The sequence below is a fragment of the Mycobacterium sp. ST-F2 genome (genome assembly GCF_001905655.1).
Classification (GTDB): domain Bacteria; phylum Actinomycetota; class Actinomycetes; order Mycobacteriales; family Mycobacteriaceae; genus Mycobacterium.
The window spans coordinates 61073-84714 of the sequence record NZ_JMHT01000030.1 but is presented as its reverse complement, the minus strand read 5'-3'; the positions used below and the strand labels follow the sequence as shown (position 1 = coordinate 84714).

Annotated in this window: 12 protein-coding genes; 4 read left to right on the top strand and 8 right to left on the bottom strand. The window is 63.0% G+C overall.

Annotation, left to right across the window (positions count from 1 at the left end):
- The 6 genes from EB75_RS12795 to pglW form a co-directional block, all read right to left on the bottom strand.
- On the bottom strand, window positions 1–1085 hold a 1085-nt coding region (locus EB75_RS12795; protein ID WP_142239575.1), incomplete at its 3' end, for a DEAD/DEAH box helicase.
- Between the two features lie 3 nt (window positions 1086–1088).
- Entirely contained in the window at window positions 1089–2426 is a 1338-nt protein-coding gene (gene brxD, locus EB75_RS12790) for a BREX system ATP-binding protein BrxD (RefSeq protein WP_073695755.1), read from the bottom strand.
- Window positions 2423–5053 carry a BREX-2 system phosphatase PglZ gene (pglZ, locus tag EB75_RS12785; RefSeq protein ID WP_083612208.1) on the bottom strand — a complete coding sequence of 877 codons (2631 nt, stop codon included), beginning with the start codon at window positions 5051–5053 and terminating at the stop codon, window positions 2423–2425. The genes brxD and pglZ overlap by 4 nt, the downstream gene beginning before the upstream one ends.
- Entirely contained in the window at window positions 5044–8871 is a 3828-nt protein-coding gene (locus EB75_RS12775) for a DUF6079 family protein (RefSeq protein WP_073695752.1), read from the bottom strand. Before EB75_RS12775 ends, pglZ begins: the two co-directional genes overlap by 10 nt.
- Window positions 8826–12437: a BREX-2 system adenine-specific DNA-methyltransferase PglX gene (gene pglX / locus EB75_RS12770; protein WP_073695751.1), complete on the bottom strand. Its 3612-nt coding sequence runs from the start codon at window positions 12435–12437 to the stop codon at window positions 8826–8828. Before pglX ends, EB75_RS12775 begins: the two co-directional genes overlap by 46 nt.
- Complete coding sequence (gene pglW, locus EB75_RS12765) at window positions 12434–16612, bottom strand: BREX system serine/threonine kinase PglW (RefSeq protein WP_083612207.1); 4179 nt, start codon at window positions 16610–16612, stop codon at window positions 12434–12436. The genes pglX and pglW overlap by 4 nt, the downstream gene beginning before the upstream one ends.
- Before the next feature lie 569 nt (window positions 16613–17181).
- On the opposite strand from pglW, the gene EB75_RS12760 reads away from it, so the two are divergent.
- Window positions 17182–18702, top strand: coding sequence for a hypothetical protein (locus tag EB75_RS12760; protein WP_142239574.1), 1521 nt, complete (start codon window positions 17182–17184; stop codon window positions 18700–18702).
- A complete protein-coding gene (locus tag EB75_RS12755; RefSeq protein WP_073695749.1) occupies window positions 18699–21323 on the top strand; it encodes a phospholipase D-like domain-containing protein in 2625 nt (874 codons plus the stop codon). Before EB75_RS12760 ends, EB75_RS12755 begins: the two co-directional genes overlap by 4 nt.
- A 12-nt stretch (window positions 21324–21335) precedes the next feature.
- Here the strand turns inward: EB75_RS12755 and EB75_RS12750 are convergent, their stop codons facing one another.
- The gene (locus EB75_RS12750) at window positions 21336–21650 is read right to left on the bottom strand and encodes a hypothetical protein (RefSeq protein ID WP_073695748.1); all 315 of its coding nucleotides are present in this window, start codon (window positions 21648–21650) and stop codon (window positions 21336–21338) included.
- A gap of 277 nt (window positions 21651–21927) precedes the next feature.
- On the opposite strand from EB75_RS12750, the gene EB75_RS12745 reads away from it, so the two are divergent.
- Both EB75_RS12745 and EB75_RS12740 read left to right on the top strand, forming a co-directional pair.
- Entirely contained in the window at window positions 21928–22263 is a 336-nt protein-coding gene (locus tag EB75_RS12745) for a hypothetical protein (RefSeq protein ID WP_073695747.1), read from the top strand.
- Window positions 22264–22271: 8 nt separating this feature from the next.
- On the top strand, window positions 22272–23171 hold the full coding sequence (locus tag EB75_RS12740; protein WP_073695746.1) for a hypothetical protein: 900 nt from the start codon (window positions 22272–22274) through the stop codon (window positions 23169–23171).
- Between the two features lie 17 nt (window positions 23172–23188).
- On the opposite strand, the gene EB75_RS12735 is transcribed toward EB75_RS12740, so the two are convergent.
- Entirely contained in the window at window positions 23189–23581 is a 393-nt protein-coding gene (locus tag EB75_RS12735; RefSeq protein WP_073695745.1) for a DUF4267 domain-containing protein, read from the bottom strand.
- Between the last annotated feature and the right edge of the window lie 61 nt (window positions 23582–23642).

Sequence of the window (23642 nt, the reverse complement as noted above, 5' to 3'; positions counted from 1 at the left end):
GGGAGTAGCCGGTCGAGGCTGGTGGAAAGGAACGGGGTATTGCGGCTCGTCCCCAGCCGCCTGCCGGTACGGCCGAGTCGTTGCAGGAACGAAGAAACGGTGCGCGGCGCGTCGATCTGGATAACGCGATCGAGGTCGCCAATGTCGATGCCAAGCTCGAGGGTCGAAGTCGCGACAATGACCGTGTCTTTGGCCTCGGCGAAAGCACGTTCACTTTGTCGCCTCTCGTCAGCCGAGAGCGACGAGTGGGACACGAACGTCTGGACGCCGTGCTCGCGTAAGAGGAAGGCGATTTCCTCGGCGGACCGCCGTGATTCGGCGAACACCAGTCGCTTGTCGCCCCGATGCAACCGAGAAATGACCGTGGCGGCGTTGTCCATGCTGCCGACGTAGTCGATTGTGATCTCTGGGTTTACCGTCGACGGTGAGTCCTCGCGCACCACGACGACCGGTTCCCGACCTTCGGTCGAACCCTGCATCCATGCGCCAACTACTTCTGGGTTGCCGATGGTTGCGGAAAGCCCCACTCGCTGAATCCTGTGCCCAGCTATTCGTTCCACTCGCTCCAGCACGGCGAGTAAGTGCCAACCTCGGTCAGATCCAGCGAACGCGTGAAGTTCGTCGATCACGACAGCTCGAACGGAACCCAAGAAGCGCTCATGATCGACTCGCCGCGACACCAGCATGGCCTCAATGGATTCCGGGGTCGTCAGCAGAATGTCTGGCCTGTCGGCCAGCATGCCGCGACGCTCGGACTGTCCAATATCGCCATGCCACAACCCCGCGCTTCGGCCTAGCCAGGAGCAGTAGGCACTCACGCGTGGGTGAATGTTGTTCAGGAGAGCACGAAGTGGCGTGACGTAGAGGATCGTCGTACCTGACCAGTTGCCCTCGATCATCTCAGAGAGCAGAGGAAAAACAGCAGCCTCGGTCTTGCCACCGGCAGTCGGTGCGACAAGGACGCAGTCCGATCCAGACCTCACCGGATCGACCGAGGCTGCTTGTAGTGGCCTGAGCGCGGCCCAGCCCAGCGAGTTGACTATGTGGTACTCGATAGCCGGGTCGAGCCCAGTGGACGCCGACATCGGCTAGAGGTCCAACTCGATTTCGTCGACGCTTACTGCCGGAGCGCGGTTGGTGCGCGCGTGCGCCTCCCGCTCCGCCGGCGTCAGCTCGTCGGTGCTGACAGTGAGGTGGTAATCGCGGCGTGGATTGAAGTCCTCGAAGAGGTCCACGCGGTCGAGGACGTCGGACACCAACTTCTTGAGGAAGAGCCGCGGTGCGATTCCGGTTCGTCCACCCAACTCGCCGCCGACCGCGGCAGCGAGGTCCTTCAAGTAGCCGTCGTCGACGACGCTCCTGATCCGCTCAGGATTCTTAGCTCCGGCCGCGTAGATGTCTCGAACACGACTACCTAGCTCCAAGAGCGACTCTGGTGTAAAGCCGGTGAGGCGGACCTGCGTTGCGCGCGGGTTGTCGAAGCGCGCGTCGGTAGTGAAGTCAGTCTGAAGACGTTGGGCCAGTGGCGGAAGACGCTGCACGCCTTGCTGTCCGTCGAAGAAGGCGGGCGTTCCCGTGAGAAGGAGATACAGACCAGGAAATCGGCCGCCATCGATCTCGTCCATAAGCTGCCGAAGTGCGTTCAGCGACTTCTCCCGAACATCGCTTCTCATGCGTTGCAACGTCTCAACTTCATCGAAAACAATGACAAGCCCCACGTAGTCCGAATCGCGAAGAACCGTGAGGAGACCCTGAAGAAAACCGAGAGCACCGAAATGGTCGAGGTCGCCGCGCACTCCCGCGGCACGCTTCACGGAGGCCGCTACGTGAGGCTGACCACCGAGCCATGCCAATAGTCCATCTGCCTCCGCAGTGTTACCCGCAGCCTGCGCCAACCGATACTGCCGCAGCACCGCGGCGAAAGCCGGCGCCTCCTTCGAGACATCTGAGAGCCGGCGGTGGAGGAGTTCGAGTGTTTCTTCCGAACCGGTCGGCTGTCCGGCCCCGTCCTTTACGTCGTGATCAAGGATGTAGAACCAACCATCAATGACGTCTCGAAGAGCACCAGACTGAGTGGTCGAGGTAGAGAGGTTCTCGGTGATTCGCCGATACACGGTCTCCAACTTGTGCAGGGGCGTCTCCGTCTCGCTGATCTGCACTTCGGAGGTTGCAAACCCTGCGCGCTTGGCGCGCTCGGTGAGCCAGCGGGAGAAGAAGGTCTTACCGGAGCCGTACTCGCCGCGGACGGCTTTGAAGACGGCGCCTCCGCCGGAAACCGTTTGCAGCTCTTCATCGATCGCTTCCTCGAAGCGGCCCAGACCGACAGCGAGGACGTCGAGCCCTTGTTGTGGCACGGTGCCGCGGCGCAGCGCATCGATGATGTCCTTGCGACGGCGCGGGCTGATGCCGCCCGAGACGTCGGTCATCTCGCGCCTCTGACGTCGAACTGTTCGCGCAGGAGGTACTCATCGAGCCGCAGCGTGACGCCATCGGTGTCGAGCTCGACGACGCCGTACCCGTCGACATTGAATAACCGCCGAACGGCCGCAAAGACCTGTCCAAACTCGGCGGTTGGAATTCCGACGGCAGCGGCCACCGTGTCTTGGTGAGCGCGACCACCACGATCCACCAGTGCGCGCAAGAACGCCCCGGCAGTGCCGTCGTCGAGCGCACGCCGACCTGCCATCCGCTTTTGCTCGGCATACGTGGTCGATGCAAGCACCGCTTCGACAATCCCCGCGGGGGCTTTCGTCGACGTGGGCAACTCGTGGAGTTCGAACAACCCATCACGTTGACCCGACGCCTTCGTCTTCGTCGGCTGCCCGGTGGGCTTCGTCGGGGCCTCCGCGGTGGAGGCGACCGGATCGTTCCACCACAACGGCACCTGCGGCGCGGCCGGCTCCCACCCAGGTGCCCCGGCCGCCACTGCAGCAGCTTGAAACACGAGTACCGGAATCGTCAGCTCCGCGAGGCTGGCACCACCGTGGTAGCCCGCATGTCGGGGGCCGTAGTGCGCGTCATCACGCCAGAGCAACACCGCTTCGCCTCCTGGTGCGATCACCCGCGGCCCTGATACGAGCACTTCTCCATCGCCAGCAGCACCGGCCGAGGCCGGCCGCCAACGGGAATCGGCACCGCTGACGCTCAGCGCCTCGGTACCGCGCTCGACGACGTGGCCGTGATCTGACGTCAGGATAACTGCGCGCCGGGCGGAGATGGCGGCCTCCAGGAGCGCTCGCAGAGGATCGAGCGAACGCAGATCCCAATTCCACGCTGACAGGTCGTTCTTATGGGTCGCGTCATCGATTGCGTTGATCACCACTCCGACAACGGGAATGGCGCCATCCCTCACCGCGGCCATCACATCGCTAGGCAGCGACGCACCACCTTCGGACCGCAGGTCGTTCTTATGGAAAAGTTTTGCGCCGGGGAATGCCGTTGACAGCCCGCGTTTCTCGTCTTCACCGGTGCCTGAGCAGATCTCACCACAGAACAACGAAGCGCGAGAGACGTTCGTCAGCGATGGCAACGCCGCCGCCACAGCACGCCGTGCGTGCGTTGACGAGGGAACCCACTCCACAAGGCCCAACCGGGCAACTTCGGAAGCGAGCGCTGTGGCTATGGCGCTACTCATTCCATCCAGCACGATGAGAGTTGCACCGCCTTGGCGACGCCACGGATCAACGATCTCGGCGAGCAGTCGCTCCACACCGATCGCGTGTTGGTCGTCAGCCCCGTTGACTTGGTCTAGTCGCGATGCTGCGGCGCGATCACGCTGCTTGCGGCGCCCGTGCACCTTGTCGAGAAGCTGTTGATACGCAGCCGTGACAGTCGGGTCATCGGAACCATGCCACACAGCACCGGTGGCGGCGTCCACCCACGCACCGTCGTTCATCTGTCGTTGGAGATCGCTACCGAGTGATGCTGAGGAATTCTCATTGGTGGCAAGCCAGCGATGGAGGCGCACGGCCATCGCCGGTGCCTGCGAGGCATCGGCGTCGCGGTGTGCAAGGACGTGAGCTAGTGCCTGCTCGACGTTGTCACCGGAGGTCAGCGCCGACGCGAGTCCACGGACACGTGCCAGATACCCAGGATGCAGGACGGCCGATCGCTCGGTTCCCTCAGCCCAGCCGAGGTCACCGAGGAGTGCTTCTGCTTGCTGCAAGGCGACACCCAGTTCGGGAGGGTTATCCACCTCTAGGCGCAGCACGGCCGCCTTGGCCAGTTGCGCAGTGGCCTTCGCGACGTCGACAGGAACCGCCTTCCCAGCGATGAAGGCCTCGACCCGCACCCGCGCGGAAATCTGTGTCTCCGTGGGCGGAACACCGTCCTCAGGCCACAAGACGTCTAACACCAGGCCAACGGCAAGTGGGGTGACGTGCTCATTGCGCTGAGCGATCTGCAGGGCAACGGCTGCAGGATCGCCCAATTCGGTTCCAGCCCAATCGATCAAGTGCGCACGCAACGGCGCATCAATCGCGGCCCACGCAGCACGCACGTTTCGTCTCCCCAACGCCGTCAGGAGCACAACGCCATCCAGCTGAACCTCGGCACTCAGTCCGAGAACACGTGCGAGGAGAGAACCGACGGCATGGCGAGCGGTGAGCGCGGGTTCAACCGATCGCGGCCATCCACCTGGTGGCTGGTGATCGAGCAGTGCTGTTGCGGCCCAATCCAGACGCCGGAGGTCGCGACCGACCTCGATCGCCCCAGGAAACAGCCGAGGAACGGCCTGCCACTCATCTGGCAGTTCGATGACATTCTTGTACGCGCGAGCAAGAACTGCGTCGCCAAGGTCCTCCGCTGGCCGGTCGGTCAGAACGATTGCTCGCTCATCAGTTGCCAACGACGCCAGGATGTCGAGAACGGCGAGCTGAGACACACCTGGCAGTACTCGGACAACTGCGTCCCCAACCTTGACATCGCCGTGTCTCCACTCGGGACGCGCACGAAGTAAAAGGATCTGGGCATCCGACTTGACCAGGTCTGCTGCTCTCTGCTGCACCATCGCCGGCGAGATGCTGACGGTGCGGAGCCGCTCGCTCAGAACCATCGCCAGTCAATCCTCAACTTCTTGCCCTCCACCGGACGGCTGAGTTCGGCTGTCAGATTCTTGACGAGAGACTCGAGTTGCGAAACCGCCTCGACTTCGATCGTGTGTTGCTGGCTGGCGCGTGCTTCGGCTTCGCGTTGCGCCTCCTCTTGCCGACGGCGGAACTCGTCTTCCTGTTCCCGCAAGCGACGCTCGCGGTCGGCGGCTTCCTGCTCACGCCGCTTGAGTTCCTCTTCTTGCTCGCGTCGACGTTGGTCCTCTTGCTCACGACGGATTCGTTCTTGTTCTTCGTCGGCCACATGGTCGGGCTTAGGATCCTTGGGACGCTGCTCGACGAGGATCTTGGTGATCTCTCGAGCTGCTAAGACAAGGGCGGGAGCCAAATCCGCGTGCATCTGGTCGGCTTCGGCAGCGGCCCGCAACGTGGCAAGGAGAGCGGCGGACCGCTCTCCGCCCAAACTCGGAAGTTGGTTCAGGAGCTGCCAATTCGCGCCCTGAATAGCTGTCGCGACAACGGCTGCAGTGGCGAGCGATCGGGCAAGCGGCTGCAGTTCGTCCGGCAAGTCAAATTCGGCAACCACCCGAATCCGGTCGACATGGTCTGCGGCATCGCGCAAAGCCCCGATCAGATCCCGTGCACGACGCGCGGTACCAAGGCGGGGACTCACGTCCTCCAAGCCGAGCACGTCACTGTGCCCTTCAAGGGCTCCGACCAGGTCAGTCACTCCCCGGTCAAACTGCCGGACCTTCTCCATCAATTCGTCACCAAGCCGCTGTACAGCACTGCTGGACAGGTGGTGCTCACTGGCCCCTATTCCGAACAACGCTTTGACGCGGACGAGGGCGTTGGTCCAGTCCTCCGAACTTGGGAGGATTGGCTCCTGAAGGGTGATGTCGTTGGCCAATCCGCCGATCCCCGGCGAACCTGCTGATGACCCATGGCGGCGCAGTTGCCGATCAGTGAGTGCCACCCACGCCAAAATCAACAGATCCTGGGCATCGGTGGTCATGCCCGTGGGTGCGAGCGCGGTTCGGAGCGCGCCGACGGTCGGATCGCCACTGGCGAGTGCCTTCGTGAAGTCGTCATGCCAGGCAAAGCGCACCGTGTCCAGGACGTAGGTCACTTCGCTCAGGGCACCGACGCCGTAGGCATCGACCACCCGCCGCACCTTGCTCGCAGTGGTTCTGTCGACGGTGTCGATGCGTCCGCCCTGTGCCATTGCATTGCGCGCGAGGTCGAGCACGGCGCTGAACTCTGTCTTGCGGACTTCGTCAGTACGGCGATCGACAACTGGATGGGTCGGGAAACGCGCATCAAGCCCGCCTCCGAGAACTGCCACGACGGCATCGGCAAAGGAGGGCGAAGACGGTTTCTGCGGGTCGTAGTCGGGTGCGAGGGTGACGAAGGTGTTCCCTTCGGGCACTCGTTCGCCGAGGTGGTCATCAGTCGGCGCATCAATGCTGTAGGACTGGCGCAACGCCAGCACGATCTGTTCGCGCAGGGAATCTCGTTGGTTGGCGAGTTGCCTTCGGGCAGGCTCGCGGTCGTTGACCGGTAGGGATGTCGAATACTGGTCGAACCGTGCCCCGGTCAGCAGGTAGTCAAGAACGACGAGTTTGCCGATATCGTCCATGCGCGAAGCGGTCAGGAAATGTGGCAGCCACGCGATCGTGTCGCTCTCCAGACCGTCCAGCTTGAGTTGCACGAGGCGCAGCACATCATCGGACGGCGGGTGGCCCGCGTCGTCGAATGGGAAGTCGATCACCAGTTTCCAGCGTCCGCCAGTGGCGGTGAGAGCGCTATCAGGCAGCGCCCGTGCGTCACGGACGTTCCCGAATACGACATCAACCTCGCGCTTTTGGCCCCGCCACACATGAGCAAGGGAGTATTCGCTCCCCAACGTGCCAGTCGGCGAGGCACCGATCTGCTCGGCCAGCAGGCGCCGCAGCAAGCTGCGCCGGTTTTCGTGAGTGTCTTCGTTCTGTACGTGGACAAGGACCGAGTCATAGTCGACGCCCGACAGTTGCAGGGTGATGACCGGATCACCCGCTGGCGACCCGACGGTAATTTCACCGAACTCTGTCGTCCACTCGCGGGCAAGTGCGACAACCTGGATTGCTTCCTGCCCAGGAATCATCGTGACCACGGTGCCGAAGTTGAGCGCCGCCAGCTTCGAGGCGGTGAGGTCCTTCAGCGACGGTGCGCCCGGGGCGATGGCAGCGACCAAAAGCGTCTTGGCGAGCCGGTCGTCGCGCCGGAAGGGGTGGTTCCGCGGCAGTCCCTTCGCTTCCTCCTCGGTCAGGCTGTGCCGGTTCAGCAGGTAGGGATGCATCTTTCGGGTGTAGAAGGCACGCGCGGCACGAAACAGTTTCTTCATGTCGTCGGTCAGCGGCTCGGCGTCGCCAAGGACGACCACATCGAAGAGGTCGCCGACCGGGATCACGTCGCCGACGGTCAACTCGTCACGACCGCGCGACAACAACTCACTCATGATCTTCAGCGCCGTGCGCTCGCGCTGCATGATCGACGAGAGCGCGACCATGGCGTCTACCAGCGCAGGTGAGAACGGGTAGACCTGCTCGAAGTCGACGGCGGCCGAGCCGGCTTCGTCGGTGAGCAGGTATTTGAAGGCCACTGGGTTCGCGCGTACCCGAGCTACTGCCGCGGCGAGGGCGTCCCGACCGACTTCATTGGTCGGCTCGAGGAGTCGCTTGTGGACGATCTGGGGAAGGTTAGCTGCGGCGAGGGTGATCTTCTCGAAGCGGCCCTCCCACCACTGGAAGGAGTCATCGAGGGCGACCTGCTCCGCACCGACCGCCCCGCCGCCGAGGAAGTCCTTGAGGTTGCGCTGACGAGCAACAAAGGACACCAACGGAATTGGCAGTGCGCCGATGCCGGTCTCGACGAGCTTGGCGACCTTTGAGGTTTCGGTCTGGATGAACGCGGTGTCGCGCAGGTGGTTGGCCAGCCACAGCACCAGCTCATCGAGGAAGAGCACGACACCCTCGTAACCGAGGTTCTTGGCGTGCGCGGTCATGGCTTGCAGACCGTCGGTCATGTCCAGCCAGGTACCTGTGTTCTCGAAGGCTGGGAAATAGGTGCGAACGAGGTCGGCTACGACACGCTGGCGGTCGGCGTCGCCTGCTGGCTTGGTGCGTGCAGCGTCATACGTCTCAGGAGTCAACGTGGCGGCGAACGTGCCCCAGCCTGAGGAACCCGAGCCACTTGCCTCGAACCGGGCGAAGAACTGGTCGTCCCCGAGCTGCGAGCGCAACTGATCGGCGTTCTCGAACAGCGACTCCGACCGGTGCAGCACCGGCACCGGCGCATCTGGGTGGCGCTTTTTCATGGTCGCGAGGTAGCCACCGAAGAGTGCTGACTCGAAGGACTCTGCCCCGATGAGGTGGTAGTCGATCGCGAGCAGTTTGCGGTTGAGCAGGGCATCATGTTTAGCGACTTGGGCCTGGAGGCCGGGCAGCGCCTTGGCATCTGGGTTGCCGGCAAGGAGGAGATGCATGACGGCCATGTAGTGCGACTTACCGGAACCGAACGAGCCGTGGATGAAGGCACCTTTGGAGGATCCGCTCGACAGCGTGGCCTCGACCAGCGTCAGTCCCTTCTCGAACGACTCTGCGATCGACTCGGTGACCACGTAGTCGGCGAGTGTTTGAGACGCCGCTTCTTGTGCGCGGTGGATCTGTAGGACGAAGTCGTCGTCGTGGACGGCGTACGGGATGTCGATCGCGTCCCGCAAAGGCAAAGACAAGCTGGTCATCGCGACGTCTTCCGTCCACGGGTTGTGGCCGGCGGTGTCCACGCCGTCACCTGATCGCGTGTCTTCTCCATACGGGCAAGGTACTGGTCAACGACGCCTGTGATGACCGAGGCGGGGCTGGCGCCGAACTGAGGTTCGATCTCCGAGTGCCACTGCGTCAGCCAGGGTTCCAACTCCACAAGTCCTGCGACGAGCGGCTCCAGGGCCTCGTCGTCGGCACCGAGCGCCTGCTGGACAGGAATCTCGCGGGCGAGGGCGAGTGCCTGGTCTCGGTAGGACCAGCCAGCCCAGCCGAGCACCGGTGTCGCGTCTCCTTCGCGCGCCACACCGGGATATGAGATGAAACGCTCCTTCGGTACGTCGAGCTTGCCCCGTGCCTTCCAGTACGACGTCTTCCGGAAGTCGCCCTGCGAGTACTTCGGCGGCACCGGGATGGTGACCTTTTCGCCGGCGTCCTCACGCCGCTGCAGCGACCACACGCTCTGCCACGCGCGATACTTCTCAACGCCTGCAGGCTTGTAGCGGTGGGCGGCCAGGAACGGCACAGCCTCGTCGGTGACTAGGCCTCCGATGACGGCACCAAGATCCGGCTCAGCGGTGCCGGTGAGGGCGCGAGCGAGCTCTTTAAGTACCTGGTCGGTACGGAGCAGGTCAGCGAGTTCAGCCACCGACCTAGTGATCGGCCCCTGCGGATCCTGCCACAGGACCGGGTCTTCAAGCCGGTCGAGGACTGCCGCTTGCAGAGCGGCGGTGCGCTGTGCGTCCCAGGCGGTGACGGCCCAGCGGCGCTTGAATTCCGGCTTCTCCAGAAGCCGAACAGATTTGTCGGATTCCATCAGGTCAAGACGCTGCTGAACAAGTGCCTCGTAGTCGTCCGGCCAAGAGTCGGGCAGTTCAGTGATCGGGGTCGAACGGTGCCGCTCAAACCAGGCTGTCTTCTCAGAGCCATCCTCGACACGCCGAGCGAGAGCAATCTCAAATGCCCTTTGGCCCAGTGCAATTCCGTCGACGACGGAACCGGAGTACGTCAGGTCGGCATCGATCAAGCCGTACAGCCGGTAGACTTCCCAATCCAACTCTTCCTGCTCGAAGATCATCCGTGACCGGAGCCGACTCCAATCTGCTTCGGCGGTCAGCAGCGAATCGCCCAGGCTCCCGGTCGGACTGGCGAGCCAGGTCGCTGTCACAGCGGACGGCGTGGAGGCCTCGAGTTCTCGCGCCAGCTCATCAAGAATGCGCCCGCGGTCCAGCGGAAGCGTCGAAGGCAGCGGGAATTGTTGGAGTTTCGTGCCGGTGAACTCGTAGCGATCATCCCAGCCCGAGGCGCTGACACGCGCACCTTCCGAACCCACCGGGTCGCCGCCCTTCGGGTAACTGACCTGCTTGAGCCAGAAGCAGCCCGTGGAGGAGTTTAGGGCACCAAGCAGTTCCAGGTGCTGATCCTCAGTCGCACCTTCTGGCAGCTTGATCACAGGTGCTGACTTGTTGAACAGGTGCCCCCCTCGCTCCAAAGCGAAGTGATTATGCGTGGAGACGAACGCGTAGGTGATCAATAGGCCATTTGCATGCTTTCCCGGCTGGTAGATCGCGTGGTCGTACCAGCGCAAACCTCGCTGTTCTGGGGTCTTTCCGAAGTATATGGCTGAGCGAAGCAACTTCCGGAACAACCACACGTGCTGAATCGCGGTCAGCGGCGGTTCAATCGGACTGCCCGAAGCAGTCATCGACAAGAAGGCGACCGAACGAGAATCAAATTTGTAGTCGCGAACGACGTCACCTTCCACAAACGGGCGACATTGGGTTTCCATTCGTTTTCTGGTCGCCACTCGCGGGGGCATAAGAAATACATCGTCATTACCGGTGATGTCGGAAAACCCCGCTTCTTCCATTACCGACCCAAGCTTGCGAGGTGCTGCATCCTCAATGGCCTCACGTAGTTCAGCGGCGCCGCCACCGGTAAGCGACCACGGATGCGCCGATAAAACACTTCGATCGAGGTCGGCCACAGTGACAAAGTCTCCGTTGTATTCAGGACCACCGACGTGCTCCACAATCTCGGTCCACACCAGACCCTGCGAAGGGTCCGCTGGTTGGCCAGGCTCACCGCGTACACCAAGAACCGCACGCACCCGATCGGCAACAGGTCTGCGGCGGCGGCCAACGATAATCACCGTCGGGGTTCCGTGGCCGGGGATATAGGCGCCCGAGCTGTCGATAACCGTTGTGAGATCGATCGGGTTGCCGATGGCATGACCGGCGAATAGATACTCGATGAGCTTCTTACCAAACTCCCTCTTCATGAACGAATTCGACGTGATCTGCCCGACGTACCCAGCTCCTTGTGCCGGCTCACCGCGAATCGCGAGGCGGAATAGCAACTCCATGAACGGCGCGGATAGTGCGTACTTCCGGGAGGCCGAGACGTATGCGGCCCGGTACAGCGCATTGAGAGCTTTGTCCTTCGGCTGGATGTACGGCGGGTTTCCGACCACCACGTGGTACTGGCCTGGCTGAAGAATCCCGAAGTACTCGTTGAGGTCTTCGGTGTCGTAGGAGAACGCAGGCACGGCATCGTCCTCTTCGAAGTCAATCGTCTGAGCAAGGCCACCTTGGATGCCCAGCAGTGAGTCGCCGATGGCGAGGCGGAATCCCATCGCCGGCACACCAACGAGCGACCGTTCACCCGCCGCCTTCAGGCCGGCAACAGTGAGTCGGAACCGGGCAATCGCTGCGGCGAAGGGGTTGATATCCACGCCGTGAATCGACGCCATCGCTCGGCGCACCCGCTCCTTGGCGTCAAGTCCGGGTGCGGCTTCGAGCCACGCCTGGTTGAGCCGCTCGAAGGCACCGAGCAGGAAGTGCCCTGATCCACAGGCGGGGTCGATCAGCTTGAGGCCGTCGAGCCCGAACTCCGCAACCGCAGGGGTCAGCGTCTGGTCGAGGATGAACTCCTCCACGAACACCGGCGTCTGCAGCAGCGCATAGGTATCCCGGGCATGTTCCGAAAGGTCTTGGTAGAGGTCACCGAGGAATCGGGTCTCGAGGTCGGGGTCCGTGAAGTCATGGACGAGAGCGCCACCCTCATGGGTGCGCCGCCAGAATGCGATCAGCGCAGTCGCCGATTCCGGGCTGATCTCTGCCCGCCACACCGGATTGTGTTTCGGGTCGACCAATGACTGCCCCGCCGGCTGTGCGGCGAGCACGGCAAACCCCTGTTGGAGCCAGTGACGACGGTTGTGAGTCGGGTTGTCACGGAAATAGGCGGTGAGGTTCTCCTCAGCGCGCTGCACCCGGTCACCCGGTCCGGCGATCCAGCCAACGGCGATAGGCAGACCGTCGATCTTGGCGCCGACGAGAAGATCATTGTCCTCACAGAAGCGCAGGAAAGTCGTTGAGACAATCCAGGCCACGGCAGCCTGGTCGACCTCGTTGTCGCGCCAATCCACCCAATCCCAGCCGGTCCGCTTGCGGCGGAACGCTTCGGCGTACTCCTCTTTCAATCGCTCACCCCAGGAGTTCGAGGGGTCCTCGGCGCGCTGTTTCAGGTCAGCTTGGAGAAGCTTGAGCTGCGCCTTGAGGTCGGCGAGGAGGGCGGACGAGTCGATCACTTTTGTGCTCCTGAGTTACTGCGGGTGATTGTGTGCTCTGTAAGGAGCGAGAGGTCTGCGGGCAGCTCGACCCAGCCGCTAGGACCGAGCGGCACGGGCTTGCCCTCCAGCAAGGGGACGGCTTGGCTGCCCTGCTTGGCTACCAGCAGCCAGCGGGCAGCTGGGCGGGGAGTCCCGACATCGAGCAGCGTCGAAAGAAGCTCTGCCATGCCATATCTCACGAGCGGGCCAGCATTGACGATGATCAACGGCTTGTCCGCTGCGAGTCTTTCCTCCCAGGCTGGCTTCAGGGCTTGCTGGACAAGGCCGACGAGTCTCGACCAGCCCTCGCTGCCCTTCTGCTCGGCATCTGCGCCGAGAACGACCTCCCAGCTTGCTCCGCCCTGGTCGGCGAGTGCCCGCGCCGCATTCACAACAAGTGACGCCACATCAAGTATTTCGACGCCGTACCGGTTCGAAAGTTCGTGTGTTGCCTTCACGTATCGCTTGGGTGGTGTGGTCAGCGTGAGTGCACCATTACGCGAGAGCGACTCTTCCAGCTTCGTCGCGGCCTCTGCGACCACAACCGGCGCGAAGACCGTGAAACCGCTGGCGGTATGCGTCGCCGAGCGCACTTCGGAAGCTAGCTCATAGACACCGTTGCGGTTCACCACGCCAGGCAGGGCCGCGGAAACGAGTGCATCGAGTTGCTGCGAGGCAGCTGGGAGCGCCACCTCCGGGAAGCGTGCTGCCACACTGCGCCGGACGGCGGCCTCGCTGATGCGCCGGCCAGGTTTGCCGCGCAATGCGCGCTCGACGGCTTCCTTGGGGTCGAGGTCAAGTGGATACAACTCGTCGAACCCCGAGACGGCAGCCTTTGCCGAGACAGAGGCGGCCAGAGTCAAGAGCCGACGCCCTGTCAGGTCCATAAGCGGGAAAGCTCCTGCCTCGCTTACGATTTCGACCAGGGCGGTATTCGCTGTTGCGACGGGCACAACCCCGGCAGCGACAAGGTCGTCCGCTCGGCGGCCCAACTCGATTGCCGTCTCCGTCAGGATGTCGGCCGGCGCGAACTCGTGCCCTGTTTCATCAGGGTCTGCTGTCTCTCGGAGTGCGACGAGGTCGGGACGCTTCCCGATACCTCGCCGCAGTTCCAACGCTGGCTCGGGCATACGCGCATCTACCTCGTACGCTGTCCGCAGCAAGGCGGCACCTTGCCGAAGGCGATCGTCCCCGTCCAACAGAGAACCGCGCTGGGCAACCAGTGCGTTCGCGAGGGACGTCACCGCCATCACTCGGCCGTTGCGGGCAAGGAGTGTGGCCGCTTCGTCTCGCACGCCATCGATGGCAGGGCGGGCCTTCTTGCCCCACGCCGTGACTGCGTGATCCACCACATGCGCGACGCGCTCTCGGGTCATCCCAAATGATCGGGCTGTGTCTCCCGTGGAGGGCCATTCACCGGCGGCCGCGTCACCAGATAGTCCAAGGAGCCGCTCGATCACCGTCTGCTCTGCACCCTTGAGCTGGTCTACCAGTAAGGAGACGAGGCGCTCTGTGCCCATCGGCTGACCAGTGCCGATGTCCTCCGCACCGCTGAGCCGTGACCGCCAGCCGCGAATTCTTGCCTGAATTTCCTTGCGGTAGGTCTCCCCGAGGCCTCGTACCGAGTTGATCCGGGTCGGGTGGACGCCCAGCAATTGCCCGACGGTCGCCACATCGAGACGCGACACGCCGGACAACGCCCGCGCGGACAGGCCCGCGCGCTCCAAAGGGGTATCGAGCGTAGCGGCGTCGGCGAGGTCGTCGCTTCCGGCCCCGCCATCCTCCTTTGTGTCGAGAGCGGCGAACACTCCCTGCCACGCGACTGCCAACTCATCAGCGTTGCTGAATCGTGAACCGATGTCGGGGCTTAGGGCACGTTGGAAGAATGCCGTGAGCTGAGTTGCCACGGCCGGCTCGAAACTTGTGGGCTCGATGATCGGCGGGTCACTCGGGTCGGCGGGGCGTCCCGCACTCTCTCCCCACCATGGAAGCTGCCCCGTCGCCATCTCGAAGAGGGTGGTCGAGACAGCCCACAGTTCGGCTGCCCGGTCGTACTTCTGTCGCCGTCCTCGACCGAGGTAAGGATCCAGATAGCTCGGTGTGCCGGACGCGACGTTGTCAACACTCTCACTCGCGAGAGAGAAGTCGAACAGCACCAGGGACGGCCTCCTGGTGCCGGGATCTGGAGTGATGCCCAGATTCGCCGGCTTGATGTCGCGGTGAAAGACACCCTGGGATTCCAGGTAGATCATGGCTTCCAGCAATTGGCTGCCGTACTGCTCTAGCTGGCCCACCGTGGCCCGGCCCTCCTTGGAGAGTCGGGTAGCCAGTGTCTCCTTGCCAGCGTCACTGAGTAGAAGCGCGCGTCTATCTCCGACGTCGAGCGGCCCAGCGACGAGCCGCACCACCCGACGGTGATCGAGCGCTCTCAACACCTCGGCTTCGAGCCCGAGCCGGCGCCCTGCCGATTCAGTACGAGCGACTTTGAGCACGACCTCGCGGTTGGGATCCTCCGAGTCGGTGTCGTGGACTGCGAGCGCTACGCCGCTGGAACCTTCGCCACGACGAGCGGACACGATGAAGCGTTCGGCTACGGCGTCACCCTTTTGCGCGTCGACGGGGTCTTTCACCGGTGTCGGGTCCTCGACCTGGTCTCCGCGGCGAAGCTCGTCGCTCTCGCGCCGAAGAAGCTCCAACACTTCCTCAATCGTTGACAACCGCTCCGACTCGACCGCACGAGTTGCCAACGCCACGACGTCGGCGACACCGTCAGGCATGCCTGGCGACGCTGCGCGGGGATCAAGCTCGCCCGCGTCCGACAGCCGTTGTTCCAACTCCACAAAAGTTTCGGCCGGCGGCTTTCCCGTCAAAATGAGATAGGCCAGCACACCAAACCCATAGACGTCCAGCGGAATTGGAGGGAGCCCGTCGACCGAATGACGAGCCTCGGGGGCGAGCCAGATCCAGTCGTCCTGGTCGGCTACACCCATGATGTCGTCGACACCCGCACTGATAGCGGTCAGCCGGGATGCGTTCCGGGTCGAGCTGTCACGCTGAGCGAAGTACCAATCACGAATCGTGAGGTGCGGCAGGTCGTCGGCACCAGGGGTCGCCCACACACGTCGCGGCGACAACGCTCGATGGCGCAGGTGAACGTTATGAGCGGACCGCAGAATCTCGCCCAGGCGGATCACCAGAGCGATGCGGTGTTCAAGATCGAGCTCGGCTCCCTCCCCCGCGAGGTAGGCATCAAGCGGGAGTTCCTTGGCGTCGTACTCGAACACTAGAGCCGGGCCGTCATCGGTCCGCTTGAAGTCGATCGGAACTGCGATACCGCTGTGCCGCAGCCCCTGGGTGAGCTGGAACTCACGCTGCGCAAGCTGCTCGATCTGCTGGCGGTCCGCGGGCGACGCCGTCGCAGGCACGTCGTACAGGCGCAGTCGACGCTTGACATCGGGCAACGCCGGGAGGTTAACCAGCACGTCCTGCCAGTCCCGCCCCTGTGCGATCGGCTCGTCGTCGGCAACGACAAAGTCACCCACCATCCGGACCTTAGGTGTTGGTGTGAATCCCACCGCATCACAGAGCGCACGAACCTGTCTCGCCCGCTGGTAGTCGATCGGTTGCCGGAAATCCTGCGGCGGCTGGGCCAAGAAATCGGAGAACTTCAAGAGGTGGGGCGAAGACTTGACGTGGTAGCCGTCAAGGGTCAGCACTCCGATGTCGCCGGGGGTGGCGATACTGACGGTGCTGCCCTCACCATGCATGACCACGACGGCGTGGATGCGGGGTACCTGTCCCCTGGCGGATCGGTTCGGCGTGCGGTCCTGCAGTAGACCCTTCAGCCATTTCGCCTTGCGATCGGCCGCGAGTCGGGGGTTCTCGACGTTGCGCTGACGATGGTCCCAACGCTGCGCATTGCCGCGGATCGTGCCATGCCAGCCCTTGAGTTCGACGAGATACATCCCGTGAGCCGTCAGCAGGAGTACGTCGACCTCGGCCGTGCGCCCTTGGTCGTTTATGAAGGTCAGGTTTGCCCAGGCGGTAGTGATGCCATCGTCTGGGAGCAGCTCGCGGAACGCATCGAGCGCGGCAGCCTCAGCAGGGCTCGCCGGCTCACCCATCACCTTCCACAGTGGAGAGTCACGCTTCATCGCATCCTGCTTTTAGGCATGGAGGCGCGCGACCCACGCACACGTAGCAACCACAACCGCTTCACCCCGGAGACCCTATCTGTCGGGACCGACAAATAGGGTCACGTCACTCGTATGTCGTCGAATTACCGTATAGCGAAGCCCGACTCGGTCGTAGATACTTTGCGGCGTCCTTGGCGGTGTCGCAGTCGGCCATCATTCAGTTAGTGATCTCGATGCGCTCAGCGTTATCGATGTTCCCTGTCCGTTTGAGGTGGAACCCCGTCCACGGCACCGTGTGATTCAGGATGGCTCGTTCCTTAGCGGCTCACGCACTTATCAGGCAGATAGCCGAGAACGCCGATTAACATGCGGCGCGGTCAGTTCGACACCTGCACAGCGACATTGAATCTAACAACGCGCAAGCTACGCCAATTGCACGACGATGTACCGCAATCGTGCGACATGCCCCGTGACTACCGCGAAGGCGACTAGCTACCCGTGCGTTCAGGACTACGAAACTCTACAAGTCCGCTGTCCTGAAATGCGACGATGCTGAGCGACCGGGTGTGCAGTGGGGGGAGACAACCTTGAACGTCGCAACAGTGGAAGGGCCGGCGTGGTGCGCACCGGGCTTGAGCACCCGAAGTGGTGTTTACCCGCTCGCAGTCGAGCAACCCGTGCTGGCCCAGGTGAGCTTGCTAGTGCCGGGAGTTACGACGCTGACGACCATCGCCCGTTACTTCTCCTTCTACTGGGCGCTCGCAGACGTTGCCGCAACGCGCGACTTGGATGCCACTGCCAGCCGAACGCTGGTCCGAAATGCTGAGGTTGCTATGGCCTGGGCTTCCGCTGCGCAGTCACAAGCCAGCGAGACGACCGGCACTCAAAAAATGCACGGCGCTGACACAGTCAGCCGCCTACTTCAGAAAGGTAGAGGGGATGGCCTCGCCGACGTCGGGGCTGGCTCGTACTCCACCCGGTCGTGGGGCTATTGGTCCCAGTATCGAGGGTCAGCGCTCACCCTCAAGATCGCTGCGGCGGAGGGCAATGCAATCCGGCGGGGGTCGAGGTCATGTCCCGACACCATCAAGCAGATGTACGAGGCTTTGCTTTCCATGTCCGTGGCTCGCGCCCCCCGGGCCGAAGACGTCGCAGCCTACTTTGACCTGACAGTCGTGGACGACATATCGCCGGACATCGAGCCGCTCCGAGAACTGCTGTGTAGCACCAACAGCGGTGTTCACAACGCCGATGACTGGTTGCCCGCCGACCGGATGCGGCGATCAACATTGCGGATACTCGGAAGATCGGCTCAAGTGTGCCCCAACCCCAAGGGTTGGCGTTTCACACTGGCTGACGGCGTGGCATATGGAGATCACATCGACAACGACCCGGTGTTCGTGGCGGAACGACGCCAGTCCGAGGCATGGCGCGGAACGCTACTTCGACATCATTCGGTCGGAGCCTGGCGTGCGTTGTGGTCGGCACTTGTCGACGAGGTGATTTCCGCTGCCGACCCGGTCAGTCGCGAACAACTTCACGAGTGGGCCCGGAGCCAGGTCGGGAATGGCACGGTCGGCTCTTTCGTCGAAGGCCTGCCACCCGTCCAAGCGAACGGCCATCCTGCCGCGGCGGAGGAGGCAGTCGGTGAGCAGTACTCCGGGGTGAAAGCGTCAATCGGGATCCTGCTCCTTGGCGGGCTTCGCCTCGACTACCTGGACGGCGAGGTGCTTGCCTCGTTCTTAGGCGGTTCAGCTCAGCGTCGTGTCTACCTAGACCCACACTGGGTGCGGGGACAACACACTGAATACCAGTCCCGCTCGCTCGGCGACTTCGCGTGCGCACTCGTCGACGACATGCTCGCCCAATCACATCGAGTTTCACTTCGAAAAATGCGCATCGAAAACAGCGGCCAGATGATCCTGCCAACGAAACTCCATGAGCGAGAAGGGCGTTGGTTCGCCGAGAGCCGCGAAAGTGCCGGAAACATCGGGGTACGCGCATACCAATTAGGCCAGGTCTGTACGCAAGTCGGCGTGTTCACCGAGACGAACGGCGCTCCAAAGCTAACCGCCATCGGCTGTGCGCTCCTAGGACTTCCCGAATGACACACGTCCGCTTCGACTTTCAATCCCCATTGACGTTAATCCGCCAGTGGCAACAACGAGCCGACACCGCGAGGCTGCTCGAAGTACTAATCACCGGATACACCCTGGACCTTGTCTTCTTCGAGAAGCGTTGCGTGTCACTAGCTCGCGGGTTGGGCGCACGGATAACTGTGCTCGCCGATGCCCACCAGTCTGTTCACGACACCGCCGATGTGCGCCTCGCTGGAACGTCCTACCAGCATGCGAATGTAGTGTGCCGCGGAGCGTTCCATCCCAAGCTCGTGGTCCTTATCGGGGAGGACGACGTCTGGGTCGCGATCGGATCCGGAAATCCGACAACATCCGGCTGGGGCCATAACGACGAACTCTGGCTGGTTCTGAAGGCAAGTCGAAAGGCAGGCCCTGCCGCACTGTCTGCGCTCGCAGATTGGCTGCGGCACCTTCACACCCACGTCAAGATGCCCACTTGGATTGCATCCACCGTCGCCGAGATCGCAGACATGGTCACACCCGAGTTCACGGACGGTTCGGTGCCCGCACTGCGAATCCTGGGGAATCTCGATACACCGATAATCGACCAATTGCCAGCTGTCGAGGTGAACTCGCTAGCGCTCAGTGCGCCATTCTTCGACCACGCGTCAGCCGCAGTCCGTGAGCTTGTTACACGGTTCAACCCCAAGGAATTAATCGTCGGCGTACAACCGAGGTTGGGCAGCTATGACGGAGCCAGCCTCGCCGCCGTGACCGCGCACATTCCCGGGGCAATGTTTCGCGATCTTTCTGATTCTGACGGACGCGTGAGACATGGGAAGTTGGTGGAATGGACGGTCGACGGCAAGCCGACCGCGCTGATCGGAAGCCCGAACCTGAGCTATGCAGCACTCCTTTCCAGCACGGAGAGAGGCGGCAATTGCGAGCTGGCGGTGAGCTTTCCAGTCGACCAGACGCTGCTACCCGAGGGCACAAATGTAGCTGTAGAGACCATTCGGCAGCGCTCGAATCTGTCCGCGACAGAGGAGCGCCGGCAGAGCCCACCGGTAACGCTCCTCGGTGCACGCCGGGAACCAGAGGGCATCACTGTTGAGTTGATCATGGATTCGTCGGTTCGCATCGTGATTGAGACGTCGCCCAATGGTGGCCCGGGTACATGGCAGCAGTGCCATGTCGTCCGGCCCGACGACACAAGCGTCAGCGACGTTGTTGTGGAGCGGTTTCAAGCACCAGAGCAAATGGGTGCGGCAGTGCGCGCCGTAATCGACGATCCGAAGCACCCCTACACGTCCCCCGCTGTCTTCCTTACCGATACGACACGATGCCTTCCGCGACAGGTGAATTCATCTGCGCCTCGGTTGAAGCAGCAATTTGGGGATTTCTTTGGTGACGAGAAGTTGCAGAGACGCTTTGAAACCGATCTCCTTCGGCTGCTCGCCGAGAATGCGAGCCAACGCAGCCAGCCGGACATTTCTCGCCCAGCTCGTCAGCATTCTGCCCGTACATCCGGCACCGACAGATGGACTCTGTGGCTCCAAGGAACCGAAGCGACTATAGGCCCGACCTTTACCGTCTCGTTGTTCCCTTTCGCCTCTGTAACAAGAGCGCCTACTCCGTCACGGCTGCAACAGTGGGACATTGATCTCGCTGGTGGTTCGGAAGACATTGCCGAGGACGAAGATCCCCAGTCTGTCGATCCGATCGCCGATGACGAGGAGTCCGGAGGGCGGCCGCCACCAGTCGTGCCGGTCGCCATGCGACAAAAGATGCGACGCTTCGCAATCAAACTCGCCGCAAAGTCGCGGGACACTCCACGCCCCAGCCTCGAACTCCGGATGCTCGTCCTTCAACTTGTCTTGGACCTCCTCGCAGCCGGAGTGTGGGGCCCAGACGACGAGCAATGGCGAGCACCGCTGGCTGATGCGATTGCCGCGCTCCCGCCTACCGCGGACGAAGCGATACCAGATCGTGCGCTTGACTTTCTTGGTTCGCTCACTGCCGTTGGACTCGCTCTACTCGCCCAAGATGCTTCCCTACATGGCGGTCGCGAGCGAGACCTGATTTTCAAAAAGGCTTGGGAGACTGCAAGCCTGTACGCCGCCATGGCTGAGATCGAACTCAGCGAGCAGTATCTCTATCGGCCCGCCGAGGGTTACAGCCGAGTTGCGGGACTTGCAGGCGTCGAGGCGGTGATTGAGCTGGCGCAAGACTACATACACGATTCCAACGCCGCCGCTCGAACCGCCGTTGACGACGCTGTAGCTGAAAAGGGTTGGAACGTCGAGTTCGACGATGGGCTATGGCTCGTTTCAGCAGCACAAGCCAACCCGCGTTTGGTGGCCGCCAAGATCGCAACGGTGATCGGTGAGTATGAGAAGACCTGCGGTGTCTTCGTTCAGACCGACCGAGGAAAATGCGTTCTGCTCCGTCACAACACGACCCTCGCAGTTGCGGAGAACACCTGCTGGCGAGTGTCCCGCCTCCCCTCATCTTTGAGTACGCCAAGTTCGCTTCTAAGCGAAGGACCTCCACGCGGCGACACATATTCATTCGACGCCCCACCAGCACACGTGGTGAGCCTGGCTGATCAAGTGGGCGTCAGCATCGAACGCATACAAGCGCTGTTTTGACGACGAACCGACTCACGGACACTTCTCCGTATCCCGCACCACCCCAAACCTGACCGCAGTACTCGTCGTGATCGTCGCCCCCGCCGCCGGTGTCGACGTACACACGTGCCAGTTCCGGTCAATGATCTGCGCTCGTCCCTTGCCTGTCAGATCCGTCGACCCGCTGAACCACACCGCACCCTTGGTCAGCGACTGGATCGCGTCCTGAGCGCCCTGCAGATCCATCCCGACCAGATTCGGCATCGTCCACGAGGGTTCCGCAGAGACAACGGGGCTCAACGCCACAGCCACCCCGACCGTCATCGCTGCCACCAACAAATTCTTCATGTCTTCCTTCCAATTTGAGTGAGTCGCACATCGTCGCACCCACCACCGACAAGTTCGACCACCTACCCATACGGGCCTACTGTGGAAATAGACATCACCGTCAGGACGGACGACACGATGGCGACAGACGAGGCGGCGCACACCACGATCCCGGGCACACCAACCGGCGACCGTCAGCCCCTCGCATCGCAAAAGCCCGCGCCAACAAGCCCTTCCAGCCCGCCGCAGCGCCGCGTCGGGCCGACCAGCCGACCCATACCAACCAGGAGGCCCAACCATGGCTGATGCACAATCGCTCCAGACCGACATCTCCGGCGTTACCGCCAACGGCATGCCGCAACCCTGGCGCCGCGTCCTGGCCCGCCATCCCCGCAACATCGGCGACATCGTCGACGACCCCAACCGCGGCCCATGGAACTCCACCCACAACGGCCAGAACTACCAGGGCACCTTCGACGCCTTCGAACAGCAGGTGACCACCGCCGAGCAGATCGCCTGGGTGCACACCTTCAGCGACGGCATCACCCGCGACAGCGGTGACGTGCTCATCGAACTCATGGAGTTCGCCATCCAGTGGCGCAAGGCAAACGGACTCCCCACCACCGCGAAATGAGCTGAGCGATGACCACTTTCAGTGATATCGCCGCCAACATCTCCGGCGTTTACCACGTCCGCCACGCCGTCCTGACGTTTGCCGGCACGTGGGCCGCCCCCGGCACCGGCTATCCCTCCGACGTGGTCCGCGCCGCCGACCCCGACCTCGTCTTCGAAGTCCCCATCCAGGCCCCCTGGACGTTCGGTCCCATCCCGCCCGGCGCGCCGCTCTCCCCCAGCTACGCCGAGTCGGTGCGGATCGCGGTCACCAATGCGATCGGGTGGATCAACAACTACCCGAAGCAGACCTTCGCCCTCGGCGGCTACAGCCAGGGCGCCGAGGCCGCATCGCGGGTCCTCGCCGAGATCATGACCGGCAGCCTGCAATGGGCCCGGCCCAACCTGATCGGCGGCTACACCTTCGGCAACCCCTGGCGCCTGACCGGCCACACCTTCCCCGGCGGCACCGATCCGGGCGGCCGCGGCATCGCCGTCACCAACCTGACCGCCGCACAAATCCCCAAGGACAGCAACGGTATTGACACCTGGTGGGACTTCGCCAATCCCGGCGACCTCTACACCACCACCCCCAACAACCAGGCCGGCCGAGACATCACCGCCGTCTACAAGGCCGCCGTCCAGCTCGGCATCAGCATCAACGCCGCCGTCGCGCTGATCGCCGGCCTCACCGGCCAGGGCAGCCTCGCCCAGCAGGTGCTGGCGTTCGTCACCGACCCGATCGTGGGCGGCCCGGCGCTCGTCGAAGCCATCGACCGGGCCGTCGCCTTCTACGCGACCAACCCGCCGACCCTGCCGCACATCACCTACGAGTACGTCGACGCACTCCCCCACCAGAGCTCGGTGCAAGTCGCCACAAACCACCTCAACCAGATCGCCGCGGCCACCGCGGCGCGGATGGCCGCATAACGCGCGCTCACCCCCGATCAGGCAGTAGCGGCGGCTCCACGAGACCGCCGCCGCGACGCACCCCACAAGCCCACACCGATCCCCGCGACGGCGCCGCCGAGCCCGATGTACTTCTGCGACGGCCTCATCTCGTGATGAACACCCATGCTGCCCAACAGATCTGCCGCATCAGCACCACCCGAGGCCAGGAACCAGCCTCGCGTGTCCCGGCCCCGCAGCGCCGTCGCAGCGAGCATCCCGCCGATCAGCGCATCGCGGTAACCCATCGAGTGCAGCAGCAACCACGTGGATCCGGTCGGCTTCTCGGGGTCACCCCAGAGCCGGTTCGCCCGAGCCGGAGCGACCAGGAACGAAACCCCCGACGCGAGGCGGAGACCACCGACGACAAGCCCAACACGGTCGATCGACATGATTCGCAGCGTAGGGCGTCACGCCGCCGCATGCGGGCACGTTGGTCCGGTCGTGTCCGTC